The sequence below is a fragment of the Deinococcus indicus genome (assembly GCF_002198095.1).
Classification (GTDB): domain Bacteria; phylum Deinococcota; class Deinococci; order Deinococcales; family Deinococcaceae; genus Deinococcus; species Deinococcus caeni.
In genome coordinates this window covers 76,960-93,553 of record NZ_NHMK01000022.1, presented here as the reverse complement: position 1 = coordinate 93,553, position 16,594 = coordinate 76,960, and the positions used below count along the sequence as shown (strand labels likewise).

13 protein-coding genes are annotated in these 16,594 nt (G+C 73.7%); 4 read left to right on the top strand and 9 right to left on the bottom strand.

The window, feature by feature from the left end; translation table 11 throughout:
• Positions 1-54 precede the first annotated feature (54 nt).
• Together CBQ26_RS14665 and CBQ26_RS14660 are read left to right on the top strand one after the other, a co-directional pair.
• Positions 55-1,098 (top strand): cysteine protease StiP domain-containing protein, encoded by a 1,044-nt coding sequence (locus CBQ26_RS14665; RefSeq protein ID WP_088249385.1) that lies wholly within the window; start codon positions 55-57, stop codon positions 1,096-1,098.
• A complete protein-coding gene (locus CBQ26_RS14660) occupies positions 1,095-2,018 on the top strand; it encodes an HpcH/HpaI aldolase/citrate lyase family protein (RefSeq protein WP_088249384.1) in 924 nt (307 codons plus the stop codon). The genes CBQ26_RS14665 and CBQ26_RS14660 overlap by 4 nt, the downstream gene beginning before the upstream one ends.
• Positions 2,019-2,097: 79 nt before the next feature.
• Here the strand turns inward: CBQ26_RS14660 and CBQ26_RS14655 are convergent, their stop codons facing one another.
• A complete protein-coding gene (locus CBQ26_RS14655; RefSeq protein WP_088249383.1) occupies positions 2,098-4,320 on the bottom strand; it encodes an HD domain-containing phosphohydrolase in 2,223 nt (740 codons plus the stop codon).
• A 230-nt stretch (positions 4,321-4,550) separates the two neighbouring features.
• Between CBQ26_RS14655 and rsgA the strand changes: the two genes are divergently transcribed.
• Positions 4,551-5,567, top strand: a complete 1,017-nt coding sequence (gene rsgA, locus CBQ26_RS14650; RefSeq protein WP_088249382.1) for a ribosome small subunit-dependent GTPase A — start codon at positions 4,551-4,553, stop codon at positions 5,565-5,567.
• A gap of 80 nt (positions 5,568-5,647) precedes the next feature.
• Here the strand turns inward: rsgA and CBQ26_RS14645 are convergent, their stop codons facing one another.
• From CBQ26_RS14645 to CBQ26_RS14635, 3 genes are read right to left on the bottom strand one after another with little or no spacing between them, the layout of a single operon-like run.
• A complete protein-coding gene (locus CBQ26_RS14645) occupies positions 5,648-6,832 on the bottom strand; it encodes a sugar ABC transporter substrate-binding protein (protein ID WP_088249381.1) in 1,185 nt (394 codons plus the stop codon).
• 22 nt (positions 6,833-6,854) lie between these two features.
• A complete protein-coding gene (locus CBQ26_RS14640) occupies positions 6,855-7,925 on the bottom strand; it encodes a glycoside hydrolase family 53 protein (protein ID WP_088249380.1) in 1,071 nt (356 codons plus the stop codon).
• Positions 7,922-9,994 carry a beta-galactosidase gene (locus CBQ26_RS14635; protein ID WP_088249379.1) on the bottom strand — a complete coding sequence of 691 codons (2,073 nt, stop codon included), beginning with the start codon at positions 9,992-9,994 and terminating at the stop codon, positions 7,922-7,924. The genes CBQ26_RS14640 and CBQ26_RS14635 overlap by 4 nt, the downstream gene beginning before the upstream one ends.
• Positions 9,995-10,396: 402 nt before the next feature.
• Here CBQ26_RS14635 and CBQ26_RS14630 point away from each other — a divergent pair, with 402 nt between their 5' ends.
• On the top strand, positions 10,397-11,470 hold the full coding sequence (locus CBQ26_RS14630; RefSeq protein ID WP_088249378.1) for a LacI family DNA-binding transcriptional regulator: 1,074 nt from the start codon (positions 10,397-10,399) through the stop codon (positions 11,468-11,470).
• Between the two features lie 8 nt (positions 11,471-11,478).
• On the opposite strand, the gene CBQ26_RS14625 is transcribed toward CBQ26_RS14630, so the two are convergent.
• The 5 genes from CBQ26_RS14625 to CBQ26_RS14605 all read right to left on the bottom strand — a co-directional run bounded on the left by CBQ26_RS14625 (position 11,479) and on the right by CBQ26_RS14605 (position 16,544).
• A complete protein-coding gene (locus CBQ26_RS14625) occupies positions 11,479-12,213 on the bottom strand; it encodes an ABC transporter permease (protein ID WP_088249377.1) in 735 nt (244 codons plus the stop codon).
• 58 nt (positions 12,214-12,271) lie between these two features.
• A complete protein-coding gene (modA, locus tag CBQ26_RS14620; RefSeq protein WP_308430614.1) occupies positions 12,272-13,099 on the bottom strand; it encodes a molybdate ABC transporter substrate-binding protein in 828 nt (275 codons plus the stop codon).
• Entirely contained in the window at positions 13,096-14,274 is a 1,179-nt protein-coding gene (locus CBQ26_RS14615) for a substrate-binding domain-containing protein (RefSeq protein ID WP_088249376.1), read from the bottom strand. Before CBQ26_RS14615 ends, modA begins: the two co-directional genes overlap by 4 nt.
• Before the next feature lie 67 nt (positions 14,275-14,341).
• Positions 14,342-15,835, bottom strand: coding sequence for a sensor domain-containing diguanylate cyclase (locus CBQ26_RS22885; RefSeq protein WP_172418109.1), 1,494 nt, complete (start codon positions 15,833-15,835; stop codon positions 14,342-14,344).
• A 76-nt stretch (positions 15,836-15,911) separates the two neighbouring features.
• Positions 15,912-16,544 (bottom strand): hypothetical protein, encoded by a 633-nt coding sequence (locus CBQ26_RS14605; protein WP_088249375.1) that lies wholly within the window; start codon positions 16,542-16,544, stop codon positions 15,912-15,914.
• Positions 16,545-16,594: the final 50 nt, after the last annotated feature.

Here is a 16,594-nt window from a genome sequence, read left to right as displayed (position 1 = left end):
CACGCTCCCGCCCGCTCCCTTCCCCCCTCCCGCCCGCACCCGAGGACGCCCGCCATGACCCCCACCCCCAGCGATTCCCTTCGTCACACCCTGCCTGCCGGGGACGTCACCGTGCACCTGGACGCCGCCCGTCCCCGGCTGGTCAGCATCGACGAGAAAGAAGCCCTGATCCGCAGCGGCGTCTCGTACGGCGAACTCCTGACGCCGGAACGCCCGCCCGCCCCCGCCCAGACCGCCGCGTACCACGGCGCCCTGACCCGCAACGGCGCCCGCACCGGGCAGCTGCTGGCCGCCCTGAGCGCCGAACTGCTGCGCCGCTACCCCCGGCCCGTCCTGGTGTCGCTGGCCCGCGCCGGCACCCCGGTCGGCTGCGCCATGCGCCGGCTCGCGCGCCGCTGGGGCCGCGACCTGCCGCACCACACGCTGTCCATCATCCGTGGCAGCGGCATCGACCGGGTCGCGCTGGCGCAGGTGCAGGCCGCGCACCCCGGCGCGCAGCTGATCTTCGTGGACGGCTGGACCGGCAAGGGCAGCATCGACGGCGCGCTGCGCGCCAGCCTCCCGGCGGACGTGCCGCCCATCCTGGCGGTCCTGAGCGACCCGGCCGGCATCGCCCGGCACGCCGCCACGCACGACGACCTGCTGCTGCCGCACGCCGCGCTGAACGCCACCGTCTGCGGTCTGCTGAGCCGCACCTTCGTCACCGCGCCCGGCCAGCGGCACGCCGCCCGCACCGAGGACGACCTGCGCCCCCACGACCTGAGCGGCCACTACCTGAGCGCCCTGGACGACCTGAGCGCCCCGCACGGCCCGGACACGCCGCTGAACCCCGGCCCGCGCCCCCGGGACCCGGTGCGGGCCGCGCTGGAGGCGGCCGCCGCGCGCGGCTTCCACGACCCGCACCGCGTGAAGCCCGGCGTGGGCGAGGCCACCCGCGTGTTCCTGCGCCGCCGCCCCGCCCACCTGATCCTGCGCGACGAGGACCACCCTGATACGCTGCACCTGCTGACCCTCGCCCGGCACTCGGGCGTCCCCGTGACCACCCAGACCGACCTGCCGTACCTGGCGGTCGCCACCATCGCCGGAGGTGCCGAATGACCGCCCGCACGCCCTTTGACCCCTGGAGCCTCGGCGCGAGCCTGTACGCCCCCGCCACCCGCCCGGACCTCGCGGAACTCGGCAACGGCCGCTGGCCCGACCTGACCAGCCTGATCTACTGCACCGAGGACGCCGTGCGCGAGGAGGACCTGCCGCTGGCCCTGGCGAACCTGCGCGCCGCCCTGCCGCTCCTCGGGCCGCGCGGGCCGCTGCGCCTGATCCGCGTGCGTCACCCGGCCGTGCTGCGCGAGGTCCTGAGCATGGACCTGCGCGCCGTGACCGGCTTCGTCCTGCCCAAGATCCACGCCGGGAACCTCCCGGAATACCTGCGCGAACTGCACGCCCCGGAACACGCGCACCTGCTGATCTTCCCCACCCTGGAAACGCGCGAGGCACTCAGCGAGACCCACATGACCGCCCTGCGCGACCAGATCGTCGGGAGCGGCGCGCAGGCACGCGTGGGCGGCCTGCGCATCGGCGGCAACGACCTGATGCACGCCCTCGGCGTGCGCCGCACCCCCGGCCGCACCGCCTACGAAGGCCCGCTGGAACGCGTGATCAGCCTGCTGTGCAGCGTCTTCAAACCCGCCGGGTTCGCGCTGTCCAGCCCCGTCTACGAGGTGTACGGCGACCCCGCCACCCTGGCGCGCGAGGTGCAGCAGGACCTCGAGTACGGCCTGTGCGGCAAGACGATCATCCACCCCTCGCAGCTGCCCACCGTCCTGCGCGGCTACGCCGTCCACCCCCACGACCTGCAGGAAGCCCAGGCGATCCTGGCACCCGACGCGCCCGCTGTGTTCAGCATGAACGGCCGCATGTGCGAACCCGCCACCCACACCCGCTGGGCGCGCGACATCCTGACCCGCGCCGAACGGTACGGCACCCTGCCGGAACCGCAGAGCGAGGCGCTGCACTTCTGATCCGGACTCGGGTTGAATGGGCTGTAAAGCCTGCTGGGTCCGGGCAGGGCGAGTGGGAGCGGGCCGGACGGTCGCCCGTTCAGGCGGGGCGGCCGAGTTCGCTGGCGTGCAGGGTCAGGAAGGCCCGGACGACCTGCGGGTCGAACTGCCGGCCGGCCTGCGCGGCGACCTCGGCTAGCGCCGCCTCGCTGCTCCAGGCGTCCTTGTAGGGGCGGGCGCTGGTCAGGGCGTCGAACACGTCGCAGACGCTGAAGATCCGGGCCAGCAGCGGAATGGCGTCGCCGCGCAGGCCCTGCGGGTAGCCGCGGCCGTCCCAGCGTTCGTGGTGACTGCGGATCACGTCGAGCACGGCGGGCATCAGGTCGGTCAGCTGCGCGGCGAGGTCCGCGCCGAGGGCCGCGTGCGTCTGCATGGTCGCCCACTCGTCGGGCGTGAGCGGCCCGGCTTTCAGCAGGATGCGGTCCGGGATCAGCAGTTTGCCCAGGTCGTGCAGCGCCGCGCCCTGCCGCAGCATGTGCAGGTCGCCCGCGCCGAGGTTCAGGGCGCGTCCCAGGTCGGTGGCGAGGTCCACGACGCGGCGCGTGTGGCCCTGCGTTTCCATGTCGCGCGCCTCGAGCGCCACGCCCAGCGTGAGCAGCGCGGCGTCCTGCGACGACAGCGCCTGCCGGACGCGGATGCTGGCGGACAGGATCGCGGCGGCCCACAGCCCGAACTCCTCGGCGACCTGCAGGGATTCGGCGTCGAAGGCGTCCTCGGCGCTGAGGCTGTCGAGGTTCAGTTCGGCGTACACGTTGCCCTGCACCCGCACGGGAATCAGGAGGTTCGCCTGCAACTCGTTCTGGCGTCCGGCTCCTTCCAGCGTCCGCTGTTCCAGCGAGTCCGGCGCGTGCGCGTCCCGCGAGCGGCGGCGCAGTTCCTCGCCGGCCAGCACGCGCGGCTGCCCGGCCTGCCACGCGGCCGGGTCTCCGTGCCAGTGGAGCATCTGTTCGGACGTGTGCCGCGTGCCGAGCAGGTCGTCGCCGTACCCGGACTGCACGCGCACCACCGACCACTCCCCGCCCCGCACGCTGATGCTGCCGGCCTCCGCGCCGGGCACGCAGGCGATGGCGGCGTTCAGCAGCGCCTGCAGGTCCGGTTCCTCGCCCGGATCGCCGTTCCCGGCGATGAACTGCAGCAGGGTCCGCAGGGTACTCACGGCCGGCGAGGTCCGGTTCAGGGGCGTGTTGGCCGCGCCCTCCGGCGCCCGCTGCCAGCTGTCCAGAATGCGGTGCCGTCCGGCCTGCTTCGCGGCGTACAGCAGCCGTTCGGCGCGCGGCAGGGCGTCCGGGCCAGCCGTGACCAGCCCGCCGGACAGCGTGACGCGCAGGTCGGGCCGGCCCAGCCGCGCCGTCACCTGCGCCGGCAGCGTCCGGCGCGCCCGGTCCGCGAGCTGCCGGGCGTCCTGCACGGATTCGGCGCGCAGCAGCGCCGCGAACTCCTCGCCGCCCAGCCGGTACACCGGACCGGCGCGGCCCAGCTGCCGTTCGAGCACCTGCGCGGCCGCCTGCAACACCTGATCCCCGACCTCGTGCCCGTGCTGTTCGTTCAGCGCCCGGAAGTGGTCGAGGTCCAGCAGCAGCAGGTACGTGTCCGCGCCGGCCGGCTCGGCGGCCAGCTCGAAGGCGCGCCGGTCCGGCAGGCCGGTCAGCAGGTCCGTGGTGGGGGCGTCCGGCGCGGCCCGTTCGGAGGCGCGGGCCACGGTGGCGACCACGGTCGTCCACAGGCTGAAGCCCAGCACGCTGAAGGTCACGACCATCAGGTACGGCAGCGCCGCGTCCGTCGCGGGCCGCCCCAGCAGCAGGAACGTCGGGAAGACCGTCAGGGCCGCCGGGCCGAAAATCAGCAGCGACCGGCGGGCGTTCTCGCGCAGCGGCAGGTGCGGCGCCGCGCCCCGGTGCCGCAGCCGCGACGCGAGCAGCAGCACCAGCGTCAGGTGCAGCAGCGTGCCGCCCAGCGCCGGGCCGCCCACCCACACGCGGTACGCCGTGACCGGCAGCGCCGCCAGCAGCGCCCAGCCCGGCCCGAGGCGGTACGCGGCCAGCGCCAGCGGCACGAGGCGCAGGTCGATGAACAGTTCCGGCCCGGCCGGGAAGGTGAACAGCAGCAGCGCCACGCTCGTCAGGGCGTACAGCGCCGCGCGCAGCGGCACCGTCCAGCGTTCCCGCCGCGCGAAGGTCAGGCCCATCAGCAGCGCGGAGGTGGTCAGGATGCACACGTTGACGTAGAAGGCGCCGATCAGGGTGTCTGCCACGTCCGGGTGCATGAGTACCCCCAGCCTGCCACGCGGCCTCTGGCAGGCTTGTCACAGCGGCGTTCAGGGGGGCTGGTTCCCTCAGCCCGGCACCGGGGCGCGCTGCCGGCTCCAGGGTGGACCTGGGGACCGTTGTCACAACGCCCGGCCCGCCGGCGGCGCTACCCTGCCGGCATGAAGTCTGACTGCCTCGCCCACTGCGCGGGTGCCCCGGCGCCCCGCTGCCCCGCCGGACGGTCCCGTTGACCCCCGAGCGTTTCACGCCCGAACTGCTGGCCCTCGGCTGGACCGATGATTTGCAGGAGGCCCTGAACGGCGCCCTGGACGCCGCCGACCCGCAGGACCGCCCCGACCTGCACCCGGCGCGCGTGGCGGGCGTCGGGCGGTCCTCGCTGCGGCTGTGGGCCGCCGACGGCGAGCACGACGCCCTGCTGACCGGCGCGATGCGGCAGGACCCGGACACGCAGCCGGTCATGGGCGACTGGGTGATCGCGCAGACCCTGCCGGACACCCCGAAGCGGCGGGTCACGGCGCTGCTGCCGCGCCGCACGACCTTCGCGCGGGCCGTGAACGGCGGCCTGGGCCGGCAGGTCATCACCGCGAACGTGGACACGGTTCTGATCGTCACCGCGCCCGATCAGGACTTCGACCTGCCGCGCCTGGGCCGTTACGTGGCGGCCGTGCAGGCCAGCGGCGCGCAGCCGGCCCTGATCCTGAACAAGACGGACCTGACCCCCGACCCGCAGCGGTACCTGACCGAGTTGGGCGCCCTGGCCCCGGACGCGCCGCTGCACGCCGTGAACGCCCGCACGGGCGCTGGGCTGGGCGGCGTGCGCGCTCTGCTGCGCCCCGGCCTGACCGCCGCGCTGATCGGGTCGTCCGGGGTGGGCAAGAGTACCCTCACGAACGCCCTGCTGGGCCGCGAGGCCGCGCAGACCGGCGGTCTGATGGCCGAGGGCCTGGGCCGCCACACCACCACCGCCCGCACCCTGTACCGCGTGCCGGGCGGCGGGCTGCTGGTGGACAATCCGGGCCTGCGCGACATCGCCGTGTGGGACCCGGAGGGCGTGGCGGCCGATCCCGCCCGCATCGAGGAGATCGCCGCCGACTGCCGGTTCCGCAAGTGCACCCACACGGGCGAGCCGGGCTGCGCCGTGCAGCGGGCCGTGGCGCGCGGCGAGATCAGCGCCGGGCAGGTGCAGGCGTACCAGGCGCGCCGCGCGCCCGCCCGCCGGGGTGCGGGCCGCCCCCGCCGCTGAAGCGTTGCAGGGGGGGCGTCACGGGCGCGCCCCCTGCCGGGTGACAGGGGGCGCGTCCGACCAGGTCTGCGCGATCGGCGCTACTTTATGCTTCCATTGATCTCCTTCATGGCGGCGTCCAGGATGGACCGGTAGTCCGGCGTGGGTTTCTGCACGGCCTGCGCGACCGCGTTGCCCCACGGTCCCCAGATGGACCCCATCTGCGGCACGTTCGGCATGGGCGTCCCGGCCGAGATGGCCCGCCCGAAGCCCTGCACGACCGGGTTGCTCTTCAGTTGCGTGCGGGCCGCGAGGCTGACCGGGATGCGGCCGCCCGCCTGGTTGAAGCTGGTCTGCGAGGCGCGGCTCACGAGGCTGCGCGCCAGGGCGCTGGAGGCGACCTTGTTCTTGCCATAGGCGTTCAGGATCACGCCCTGCACGCCCACGAACGGGCTCCATTTGCCGGTCGCGCCGGGAGGGGTGGGGAGCGTCGTGATGCCGAAGTCGATGCCGGCCTTGCGGATGTCCCCCATGTCCCACGGTCCCGTGATGAACATGGCGAGGCGGCCGTCCACGAACGCGCCCTTGGCGGCGTCGGCGCTGACGCCCTCGGGCACGAGTTTGTACCGGTAGCGCAGGTCGTTGAGCAGACCCAGGGCCTTCTGCGCGCCGGCGTTGCCGATGCCGACGTCCTTGACGTTCAGGGTGCCGGCGTTGTTCTTGAAGATGTAGCCGCCGTACGCGCTGAACACGCCGTAATTGGCGTAGGCGTTGCTGAGGTCCATCAGGAAGCCGTAGCGGCCGTTGGCGGTGTTCGTCTGCGCGGCGCGGATGAACTCGTCCCAGGTGGCGGGCGCTTTCGGCACGAGTTTCTTGTTGTAGATCAGCGCGACCGACTCGGCGAACATGGGCAGGCCGAACAGCTTGCCGCCGTACGTCATGGCGCTCAGGGCGGTCTTGTCGAGGTCGGTGCGGGTGGTCAGGTAGCGGTCGAGCGGTTCGACCACGCCGGCCGCCGCGAGCTGTCCCAGGCGGTCCTGCGGCAGCGTGACGATCAGGTCCGGTCCCTGGCCCTTGGGCGCGGCCTGGATCAGCTTGTCCGGAATCTGGTCGAGCGGTACGGACACGATGCTGACCTTATTTCCGCTGGCCTTGGTGTACGCGGCGACCTGCGCCTGGAGCCACGCGACCTCGCTGGCGTCCGTGAAGTGGTTCCAGACGGTCAGGGTGGCGGCCGAGGCCTGGGCGGTCAGCACGAGGGCGGTCAGGGTGAGCAGTTTCTTCATGGAGTCCTCCGGGGTGGGGCGGTCAGTTCAGGCCGTCGATGGCGGGCGTGGCGCGGGCGTCGTCGTCGAACAGCGAGCGGCGCGAGGCGTCGTCGTCGGTCCAGTCGGCTTTCAGCCAGCGGCTGCTCTGGGACCAGAAGGCGCCCCAGTAGAACAGGCCGCTGCCGCCCGCCTGCCGCACGACCGGCGTGAGGGCCCGCAGGTAGTCCAGCTGTCCCTGACGGGTCTGCGGGTACGGGACGTTGTCGTAGCCTTTCTCGTTGGTGTCCCAGTACAGCGCCGTCTCGGCGACGATCACGGGTTTCCCGAACGCTGTCTTCAGTTTCCGGATGGAGTCGCCCAGGTCCTCGAAGGTGCCGTGCCACATCGGGTAGTACGACAGGCCGATGGTGTCGAACTGCCCGCCGGCCTTCGCGAAGGCGCGGTACCACGCGACGGTGTCGTCGGCGTCACCGATCTTGGCGATGTGGATCATGACGGGCGTGCCGGGCTGGGCGTCGTGCACGGCGCGCGTGCCGGCGTTCGCCAGGGCCGCGAAGGTGGTCATGTCGTCGTTGCGGATGCGGCCCGGTTCCCACAGCATCCCGCCGTTGATCTCGTTGCCGACCTGCACCATGTCCGGCGGGGTGCCCTGCGCCTTCAGTTCGTTCATGACGCCGCGCGTGTAGTCGTACACCGAGGCGCTCAGGGTCGCCGTGTCCTGGCCCTTCCAGCGGTCCGGGAGCCACTGCCCGCCGGGATCGGCCCACCAGTGCGAGTAGTGCAGGTCGAGCAGCACCTTCATGTTGTGTTTCTGCGCGTCGAGCATCATGGCCTTCACGTACGGCAGGTCCTGGGTCAGGCCGTAGCGGCCGTCCGGGTCGATCATCAGGCGCACCCGCACCCAGTCGTAGCGGTGATCCCGGATGATCTGCAGCGCCGGTTTCACCTGCCCGTCCAGGTCGCGGAACTGCACGCCGCTGCGCTCGGCGTCCCGCGCCTCGGAGACGTCCACGCCGCGCATGAACGCGTCGGTCTGGGGGGTGGTGGCCGCAGAGCAGGCGGGCAGCGCGAGGGTCAGCAGGGCGGTGAGCGGCAACAGTCTGGAATTCATGTGGACTCCTTGAGGCGGGGCTCGGCAGATGCGGCGGGCGGGGTGCCGGGTGAGGGGTGCAGGTGCGGCGCGGCGCGGGCCTGCACCTCGGCGGTCCGCAGGAACGTGGTGCTGACGGGCGCGAGTTCCAGGGCGCACCACGTCACGGGCTGCGCGTTCCAGTTCTGCAGGAGCGTCACCTCGCCGCGCCGGGACAGCCGCACGCCCTCGGGCAGATCCAGGGTGGGGATGTTCGCGGCCCGCAGCGCCCCGGCCAGCACCTCGCCGATCAGGCCGGGGCTGTGCGCGCCGATCAGGGTGACCAGACCGCGCCGGGTCACGGCCGCCTCGCCGTCCAGCGGGCCGCCCTCGTAGCGGTGCAGGACCTCGGTGGCCGGGTCCTCGGGCACGTAACTTTCGGCCCACAGGTCCGCGCGGTGCCCGCCGACCGACTGCGGCAGGCCCACCGGCAGCGAATCGAAGTTCTGGAGCCGCGCACCGGTCAGCTGCGCCAGGAGGCCGCCCGGCGCGGTCTGCACGGTCCGGCCGGACGCGGTGCGGAAGGCGGTGCGCGGCCCGAACACCACGCGGCTGTGCCCGGCGGCGGCGCGCAGGTGCCGGGCGCGTTCCGGGGTCATCAGGGTCAGGGCCGGCGCGACGATCAGGTCGTAACGGTCGAGCGGGCTGTCCGGATGTAGGATGTCCACGTCCACGCCCAGTCGGCGCAGCTCGCGGTAGTACGTGAACACCTGCGCCCAGTAATTCAGGTGCTGCGCGTGCGGCTGCGCGCCGTACAGCCACAGGCTCTCGTAGTCGTGCAGCAGCGCCACGCGGTTGCGGACCGGCACGCAGGGGTAGCGGGCCGGGTCGGTGCCTGAGACCTCGGCCGCGCCCCGGTCGGGCGTACCGTCGTGGCGCAGCAGGCCCGAGTGCAGGATCTCCTGCGCCATCGTCGCGGCCTGCCAGCGGAAGTACGTCACGGCGTCCGCGCCGTGCGCCCAGGCCTGCGCGGTCCACAGGTTCACGGCGCCCGGCGCGGGCAGCGGGTTGCTGGGCGCCCAGTCCACCTGCCCGCACTGCTGTTCCAGGATCCACAGGCCCCGCCCGGCGCCGGTCAGGCCCCGGTACAGGTCGTGGTTGAAGGCCGTGACGTCCGGGTGCCCGGTGCGGGCGTACGTCAGCGCGAACGCCGGGTCCAGCAGCTTCCACTCGTCCAGGGCGCCCAGCGTGCCGGTCGGGTAGTTGTCCCACGCGGCGAAATCCAGTCCGGCGGCCACCTCGTAGTGGTCGAAGGCGCTGAAGAACCCCATGAAGTTGTGCGTCACGAACCGGCCGGGCGAGTGCTGGCGCAGCAGCGTCACCTGATCTGCCTGGAACGCCGCGACCTGCGCGGAACTGAAGCGCATGAAGTCCAGCACGTGCGACGGACTGCTGGCCGACACGCCCTGACCGGGCAGCGGGATCTGCGTCCAGTCGCTGTACTCCATGCTCCAGAACACGTTCCCCCAGGCGTCGTTCAGGGCGTCGGTGGTGCCGTAGCGCCCGCGCAGCCACGCCTGGAAGGCCGCCTGCGCGGCGGGCGTGAAGCCCTGCGCGGTGTCGCCCCACCCGAACTCGTTGTCGGTCTGCCAGCCGATCAGGGCCGGGTGCGACCCGTACCGCTCGGCCATGGCCTGCGTGATCCGCACGGACGCCTCCCGGAAGGCCGGGCTGCTCAGGTCCGCGTGTCGGCGCGACCCGGCCGTGCGCCGCCGCCCGTCACGGCCGACCGGGAGGATCTCCGGGTGCGCCTCGACCAGCCACGCGGGCGGCGCGGCGGTGGGCGTACACAGCACCACCTGCAGGCCCGCCGCGACCGCGACCTCGATGGCCTGATCCAGCCACGCCCAGTTGAACTCGCCGGGGCGGGGTTCCAGGCGGCTCCAGGCGAATTCGGCCAGCCGCACGAAGCGCAGGCCCAGCGCCCGCTGCTGCCGGGCGTGTTCGGGCCAGCTGGCGGGATCGACGTGTTCAGGGTAGTCGCACACACCCAGCAGCAGCGGCGCGGGCTGCAGGGTGGACAGACTGGAGGGGTGGGTGGAATCGCGCATACGTCACCTGCTGGAAAGAGCTGCTGGAAGGGGCTACTGGGGAGAGCGACTACGGAAGGGGGGGGCGGGGCAACGAACAGGAGCCGGCCGCCGCGTGCGCCGTGTGTGGACGGCGGCCGTGCAGACGGCAGGTGTGGAAGCCCGGCGGCGTCCTGGACAGGGAGAGGGTGCAGTGATGTGAGGCCTACCCTAGAAATTGTGAAGGTTAACATGTGTGCGGCAGGCACGATTGATCGGCCGATTGGAAGAGGGTCAACTGGCCGGCGGAGTCTTTTGCCGACCAGATCGACTGAGATGTTGGAGGATGCCTCCTCGTGACTGACCGGCTGGTCGCCTGACCCTGCCCTGACGGATCCCCGTCCGCCCTGAAAGTGTGCCGATGTTAGGGTTAACATACCGGTCATGCGTGCCCGTACTCCCGTCACCCTCGCGGACGTCGCCGCCCTCGCCGGGGTGTCCCAGCAGACCGTCTCGCGGGTCGTGAACAACCTGCCGAACGTCTCGGCCCGCACCCGCACGCGCGTCACGCAGGCCGCCGCGCAGCTCGACTACGTCCCCAACCGCCTCGCCACCAGCCTCGCCCGGCAGCGGACCTTCACGGTCGGGTTCGTCACGAACGACCTGTCCCTGCACGCCCCGTCCCAGCTGACCGCCGGCATCGAACGCGCCGCCCGCGCCGCCGGGTACAGCCTGATCGTCTCCATCGTCCCGGAAGACAGCCTCGCGGCCGTCACGCACGCCGTCCGCGCCCTGCGCGAGCGACAGGTGGACGGCGTCCTCATCAACGCCTCCATGACCCCCGCCGACGCCGCCACACTGCGCCGCCGCCTGCCGGACCTCCCGAGCGTGTTCATGGACGTCACCCCGGACACGCCCGTCCCGGCCGCGCTGCTCGACCAGGAGTACGGCGCCCGCCTCGCCGCCCGGCACCTGCTGGACCTGGGCCACACCCGCGTCGCGTTCATCACGCCGCCCGGCCAGGCGGTCGTCGAGAACACCCGCGAACACGGCTGGCGGCAGGTGCTGGCCGCGCACGACCTGACGCCGGTCGCGGCCGTCAGCGGCGACTGGAGCCCGCACGGCGGGTACCTCGCCGCGCAGACGCTGCTGGCCGGGCCGCCCTTCACGGCGCTGCTCGTCGCCAACGACCAGATGGCGGTCGGCGCGCTGCGCGCCCTGTGGGAACGCGGCCTGAACGTCCCGGCCGACGTCTCGGTCATCGGGTACGACGACACCCCGGAAAGCGCGCTGCTGATCCCGCCGCTCAGCACCGTCCGGCAGGACTTCCCCACGCTGGGCGCCCGCGCGTTCACGCACCTGCTCGCGCAGCTCGCCGGGGACCCGCCGCCCACGCCGGTCGTGACCCGCCCGGAACTGATCCTGCGCTCCAGCACCGCACCGCCCCAGACCCCGGACCGGGCCGCCGTGCAGGACGCACTGGCCCTGCTGGCCCGCCACCTCGCGGCGCGCGGGTAGAGGTCGCGTCAGCCGCGCCGGGCGGCGAGACTGCGGACGACCAGCAGCACCGTGAACGCCACGCAGACCATCACGGCCGACAGGACCAGCGCAGGCCCCAGGTCGCTTTCCAGCGCGGCGTACACGGAGAGCGTCACAGTGCGCGTGCGCCCCTGGAGCGACCCGGCGAACAGGATCGTCGCGCCGAACTCGCCCAGCGCGCGCGCCCAGGCGAGCACCAGCCCTTCGAGCAGGAACGGGAACGCCAGCGGCCACGTGATGAAACGGAACACCTGCGCCCGCCCCGCCCCGTCGATCTGCGCGGCCTGTTCCACGTCGCGGTCCACGGCGCTGAACCCCGCGCGGGCCGCCCGCAGGTAGAACGGCGCGGACGTGAACAGCTGCGCCATGACCACGGCGGCCGGCGTGAACGCCACGCTGACGCCCGCGAGTTCCAGCGGCGCGCCCAGCAGCCCGGTCCGGCCGAACACCAGCAGCAGCCCCAGGCCCGCCACGACCGGCGGCAGCACCACCGGCAGGTCCAGCAGGGTTTCGAGCACCGCCTTGCCCCGGAAGTCGAAGCGGGCCAGCAGGAACGCGACCGGCGTGACGAGCGCCGCGGTCAGCAGGACGCTCAGGCCGGTCGTCCAGAGGCTCACGCGCAGCGTGTCGGTCACGGCGGGACTCAGCAGGGTCGGCAGGAACGAGGCGTTCAGGCCGCGCGCGAGCAGCGTCAGGGTGGGCAGCAGCAGGAACGCGGTCATCAGGCCGGCCAGCAGCAGCGGCAGCGTGGGCGGCCGCCGCCCCGCCGGGCCGGGCGACCTACCGGGCAGCGCGGAACCCCCACTTCCTCAGGGTGCGTTGCCCGTCCGGGGACAGCAGGTACGCCACGAACGCCCGTGCCTGCGGCGCGCTGCGCGAGTCCAGCGTCACCCCGACCGGGTACGGGGTCAGCGCCGCGAACCGGCTGGGCAGCGCCACGGCCTGCACGCGGGCCTTCAGGGCGGGCGTCACGTCGCTGGTGTACACGACGGCGGCGTCCGCCTCGCCCAGCTGCACCTTCAGCGCCACCTGCCGCACGTTCGGTTCCTCGCTCACCACGTTCTTCATGAACCGCGCGGCGTAGTCCTGGCCGTACGTGCCGGCGCGGTCCACGGCGGCCAGCAGCTGCCGGGTGTACTCGCCGGCCGGCACGCCCGGCGCGGCGATCACGATCCGCAGGCCCGGCCGGGTCAGGTCCGCCAGGGTCCGGACCCGCGCGCTGCCGCGCGGCACGATCACGGTCAGGGTGTTGCGGGCGAACACCTGCCGCGCCGCGACGACCTTCCCGACCAGCGGCGTGAACTGCGTGTCGCTGGCGCTGGCGAACACGTCGGCGCGCGCGCCGTTCTCCAGCTGGGTGCGCAGCGTCTGCGAACCGGCGAACTGGAAGGTCGTGCGGTTCCCGGTCTGCCGGTCGAAGTCCCGGCCGATCTCGGTGAATGCGTCGGTCAGCGAGGACGCGGCGAACACGGTCAGCGCCGCCGCCTGCGCCCCCCCGCTCAGCAGTAGGGCCGGCAGAAACAGGCCGGTCAGGAGGCGGCCGGTCAGCGACGGCCGACGCGGCGCGCGGGCGCGGGAGGCAGGCGGGCGGGTCGGGCGGTGATTCACGGGTGGACCTCCAGGGAGAGCGGCGGGTCGGGGTCGGGGAGGCTGCGCTGCCAGACCTCGCCCGCCTGCGCCGCGTCGTACCCGCCCAGGGCGTGCAGGTCCGCGCGGAACGCGGCGCTGCGGGCCGCGCCCAGCAGCGCCAGCACGCCCGGATGCCGCGCGTGCCCGTCCGGGACGGCCAGATCGAAGCGTTCGGTCTGGAGCGGCACGAACGCCAGCCCGGCCGCCAGCGCCGCCGAGCGCGGCCCCGGCGCAGCGTCCGCCTGCCCGGCCGCCACCAGCGACGCGGCCTCCAACGGACTGCCGGCCACGGCGACGGCCGGCGGGTGCGGCAGGCCCGCCGCGCGCAGCCAGCCGTCCAGCAGCAGGCGACTGCCGGAACCCGGCTCGCGCGTGGCGAGGCGCACGTCCGCGCGGCCCAGGTCGGCCGGGCCGCGCACGCCGCGCGGGTTTCCGGGGGCCAGCAGCAGTCCCTGCGCCCAGGTCCACAGCGTGAACAGCGTGGCGGGTCCCAGCGCGCGGCGCGTGAACGGCAGGTTCGAGGTGCCGCTCGCCGCGTCCCACAGGTGCAGGCCCGCCGCGTGCGCCTGCCCCTGCGCCACGGCCCGCAGCGCCGGGAGGCTGGACGCGGCGTGCAGGACCACCCGCGCGGCCGGGTCCAGGCGGGCGGCGTGCGTGACGAGCAGGTCCAGCGCCGGGTCGCAGCCGGTCAGGACGGCCGTGCGCGCCGCCGCCGCCCGGACCTCGTCAGCCGGGGCGAGCGGCCGGGCGCTCAGGGTGCCGTCCGGCGCAGTGGCCGTCACGGTCGCGTCGGCCGGAACGTGAAAGGACCCGGCGGGCAGGGGCACGGCCAGCAGGTCCTCGCCGCCCGCCGGGTCCGGCAGGCGGGCCAGCGCCACGCGGGTGCCGGGCGGCAGCGGCGCCGCGCTGCGGGCCGGCAGGGTCGGCGCTTGCGCCGCGCCGCCCAGGGTGAACAGGTCGTCCACCCGGACGTGCAGGGCGGCGGCCAGCCGGAAGGCCAGCAGCGTGGCGGGCACCGACGCGCCCACCTCGATCTTGTGCAGCGCCTGCCGCGAGATGCCCACCTGCCGGGCCAGGTCCGCCGCGCCCATGCCCAGCGCCTGCCGCCGCTCCCGGACATGGGGGTGCAGGGTCAGGGGCGGGTCGGCGGTCATGCCGCAGGTTAACCGTGGGTTGACAGGGCGTCAAGCCACGGTGACGCTCCGGGCCGGGGCAGGAGCGTCAGCGTGAGGGTGTGCGCGACCGCTTCTGCTCGTACAGCCGGTGGTCGGCCAGTTGCAGGGCCGCCGCGTGATCCTCGGCGCCGCCCGGCCAGTGCGCCGCTCCGAACGACGCGCCCGCCTCCGGGAAGCCCGCCGCGTGAACGGCCGCGACCGCGCCCGTCACCCAGCCCTCCAGCGCACCCCGGCCCCCGCCGGGCAGCAGCAGCGCGAACTCGTCCCCGCCGATCCGGTAGGCCGCGCCGCCCGGCGGGCACCCGTCGCGCAGCGCCCCGCCGAACACCCGCAGCAGCTCGTCCCCCGCCGCATGACCCTGCGTGTCGTTCACGCCCTTCAGGCCGTCCACGTCCACCACGCCCAGCTGCCCGGACGGCACCTCGGCGTCCTCCAGAAACGCGCGGCGGTTCCCCAGCCCCGTCAGCAGGTCCGTGCGCGCCGAGACCGAGGCCTGCCGCGTGATCTCCCGCATGCTCATGGCCTGCCGCATGACGTTCGCCGCCGCCTCGAACAGCTCCCGATGCCGCGCCGACCAGCGCGCCTCGGGGCGCAGCACCGCGAAGATCATCACGAGGCTCTGCTCCCCGTACGTGCCCAGCGGCAGCCACGCGATCGCCTGCGCGCCCGCCTGCACGACCGCCTCCGAGGCGTCCGGCAGCGCCGCGTACTGCCGTTCATACCGCGCCTCCACGCCCTGCGCGACCGACCACACGACACCCTGACCCGGCGGCAGGTGACGCGGCATCAGGTCCGAGAACGCCTCCCCGGCCGGCGTGACGTTCCACATGTTCAGCGCCGAACTGCCCCCGGCCTCCACCGCCGCCAGCGCCGCCCAGTCCACCTGCCCCGCCTGCGCGATCAGCTCGATGGCGAAGGCCGCCGTGTCCTGCGGCGGCAGGTCCAGCTGCGTCAGGGTACTGACGCCCAGCAGCGCCTCGTTCACCGCCTGCGTCTCGCGCAGGAACCTCACCATCTGCGCGCGGCCCTGCGCCTCGGTCTCCAGTTCCCGCTTCGTGAACCGCAACTCCAGTTCACTCACGACCATGCCCGCCAGGTCCGTCAGGGCCGCCTGATCCTCCGCGCTGAACGCCGCGCGCGGCTGCGGATCGATCACGCACAGACTGCCCAGCTTGAACCCGTCCGGCGTGACCAGCGGCGCCCCCGCATAGAACCGGATGAACGGCTCACCCGTCACCAGCGCGTTCCCGGCGAAACGCGGGTCCTGCCGCGCGTCCGGGATGACCATCACCCCGTCGCCCAGAATCGTGTGCGCGCAGAACGACAGCGACCGGTCCGTCTGCCGCGTGTCCAGCCCCAGGCAGGCCTTGAACCACTGCCGGTCCTGATCCACCAGCGAGATCAGCGCGATGGGCGCCCCGAACAGCCGCGCGGCCAGATGCGTGACCCGGTCGAAGGCGCGCTCGGGCAGCGTATCGAGCACCGCGTACCGGGCCAGGGCCGCCAGCCGCTGCTGCTCAGTGTCTGCTCCGTGGCTCATGGATCCATCATGCCAGACACGCGGTCCCCCCACTACCGGAAGAACCGCGCGTCCGGGCAGGACCGGGACCGGGCCGTCAGGGCAGCGGCACGTCGTCCCAGTCCAGGGCCGCACCCCGCAACGGCACCGCCTGGAAGTCGCCCAGCGCCCCGCGCAGCGCCCGCAGCGCCTCCTGCACGTCCTGCTCCGCCCGTACCGACACGTCCGGGTCCGGCCCGCGGGAGCGCCGGAACGAGAACAGCCCCCGCGCCGCGACCGGCTGGGCCGCCCGCACCTGCGCGTCCAGCGCCCCGGCCAGCGTCTGCGTGAACGCCGCCACCTGCGCCTCCAGGCTGCCGGGAATGACTTCCAGCACCCCGCCCGCCGCCACCAGCGCGTGCAGCGGCGCCGGATCGGTCCCCAGCGGCGCGCCGCAGCGGCCCAGCAGGTGCTGCGCGTGCCCCAGCGACGACCCCAGGCCCACGCTGGCACCCGGCCGTTGCAGCCGCTCGCCGAGCAGCGCCGCGACCTCCGGCGTCGCGCCGGGCAGCAGCAGCAGCCGCAGCCAGTGGCCACGCTGCCGGTGCGCGTGAATCACGGCCACCGCCTGCCCCGCGCGGTACGTCAGCTCGTCGCTGTGCAGGAGCTGTTCCAGCAGCGCCGGACGCCGCGCCGCACCGGCCCTGGCGCCGGGTGCCGTTGAAGAAGACGGAAAGGAATCGGACGGCATCGACTGCATGGTAGGTCATCCGCCCGCACCAGGACCGCACTGCCCACCTG

Bases quoted from the DNA above. Each gene is read 5' to 3' on its own strand.
- CBQ26_RS14665 (WP_088249385.1), top strand. From the start codon at position 55: ATGACCCCCACCCCCAGCGATTCCCTTCGTCACACCCTGCCTGCCGGG.
- CBQ26_RS14660 (WP_088249384.1), top strand. From the start codon at position 1,095: ATGACCGCCCGCACGCCCTTTGACCCCTGGAGCCTCGGCGCGAGCCTG.
- CBQ26_RS14655 (WP_088249383.1), bottom strand. From the start codon at position 4,320: ATGCACCCGGACGTGGCAGACACCCTGATCGGCGCCTTCTACGTCAAC.
- CBQ26_RS14645 (WP_088249381.1), bottom strand. From the start codon at position 6,832: ATGAAGAAACTGCTCACCCTGACCGCCCTCGTGCTGACCGCCCAGGCC.
- CBQ26_RS14640 (WP_088249380.1), bottom strand. From the start codon at position 7,925: ATGAATTCCAGACTGTTGCCGCTCACCGCCCTGCTGACCCTCGCGCTG.
- CBQ26_RS14635 (WP_088249379.1), bottom strand. From the start codon at position 9,994: ATGCGCGATTCCACCCACCCCTCCAGTCTGTCCACCCTGCAGCCCGCG.
- CBQ26_RS14630 (WP_088249378.1), top strand. From the start codon at position 10,397: ATGCGTGCCCGTACTCCCGTCACCCTCGCGGACGTCGCCGCCCTCGCC.
- CBQ26_RS14625 (WP_088249377.1), bottom strand. From the start codon at position 12,213: ATGACCGCGTTCCTGCTGCTGCCCACCCTGACGCTGCTCGCGCGCGGC.
- CBQ26_RS14615 (WP_088249376.1), bottom strand. From the start codon at position 14,274: ATGACCGCCGACCCGCCCCTGACCCTGCACCCCCATGTCCGGGAGCGG.
- CBQ26_RS22885 (WP_172418109.1), bottom strand. From the start codon at position 15,835: ATGAGCCACGGAGCAGACACTGAGCAGCAGCGGCTGGCGGCCCTGGCC.
- CBQ26_RS14605 (WP_088249375.1), bottom strand. From the start codon at position 16,544: ATGCCGTCCGATTCCTTTCCGTCTTCTTCAACGGCACCCGGCGCCAGG.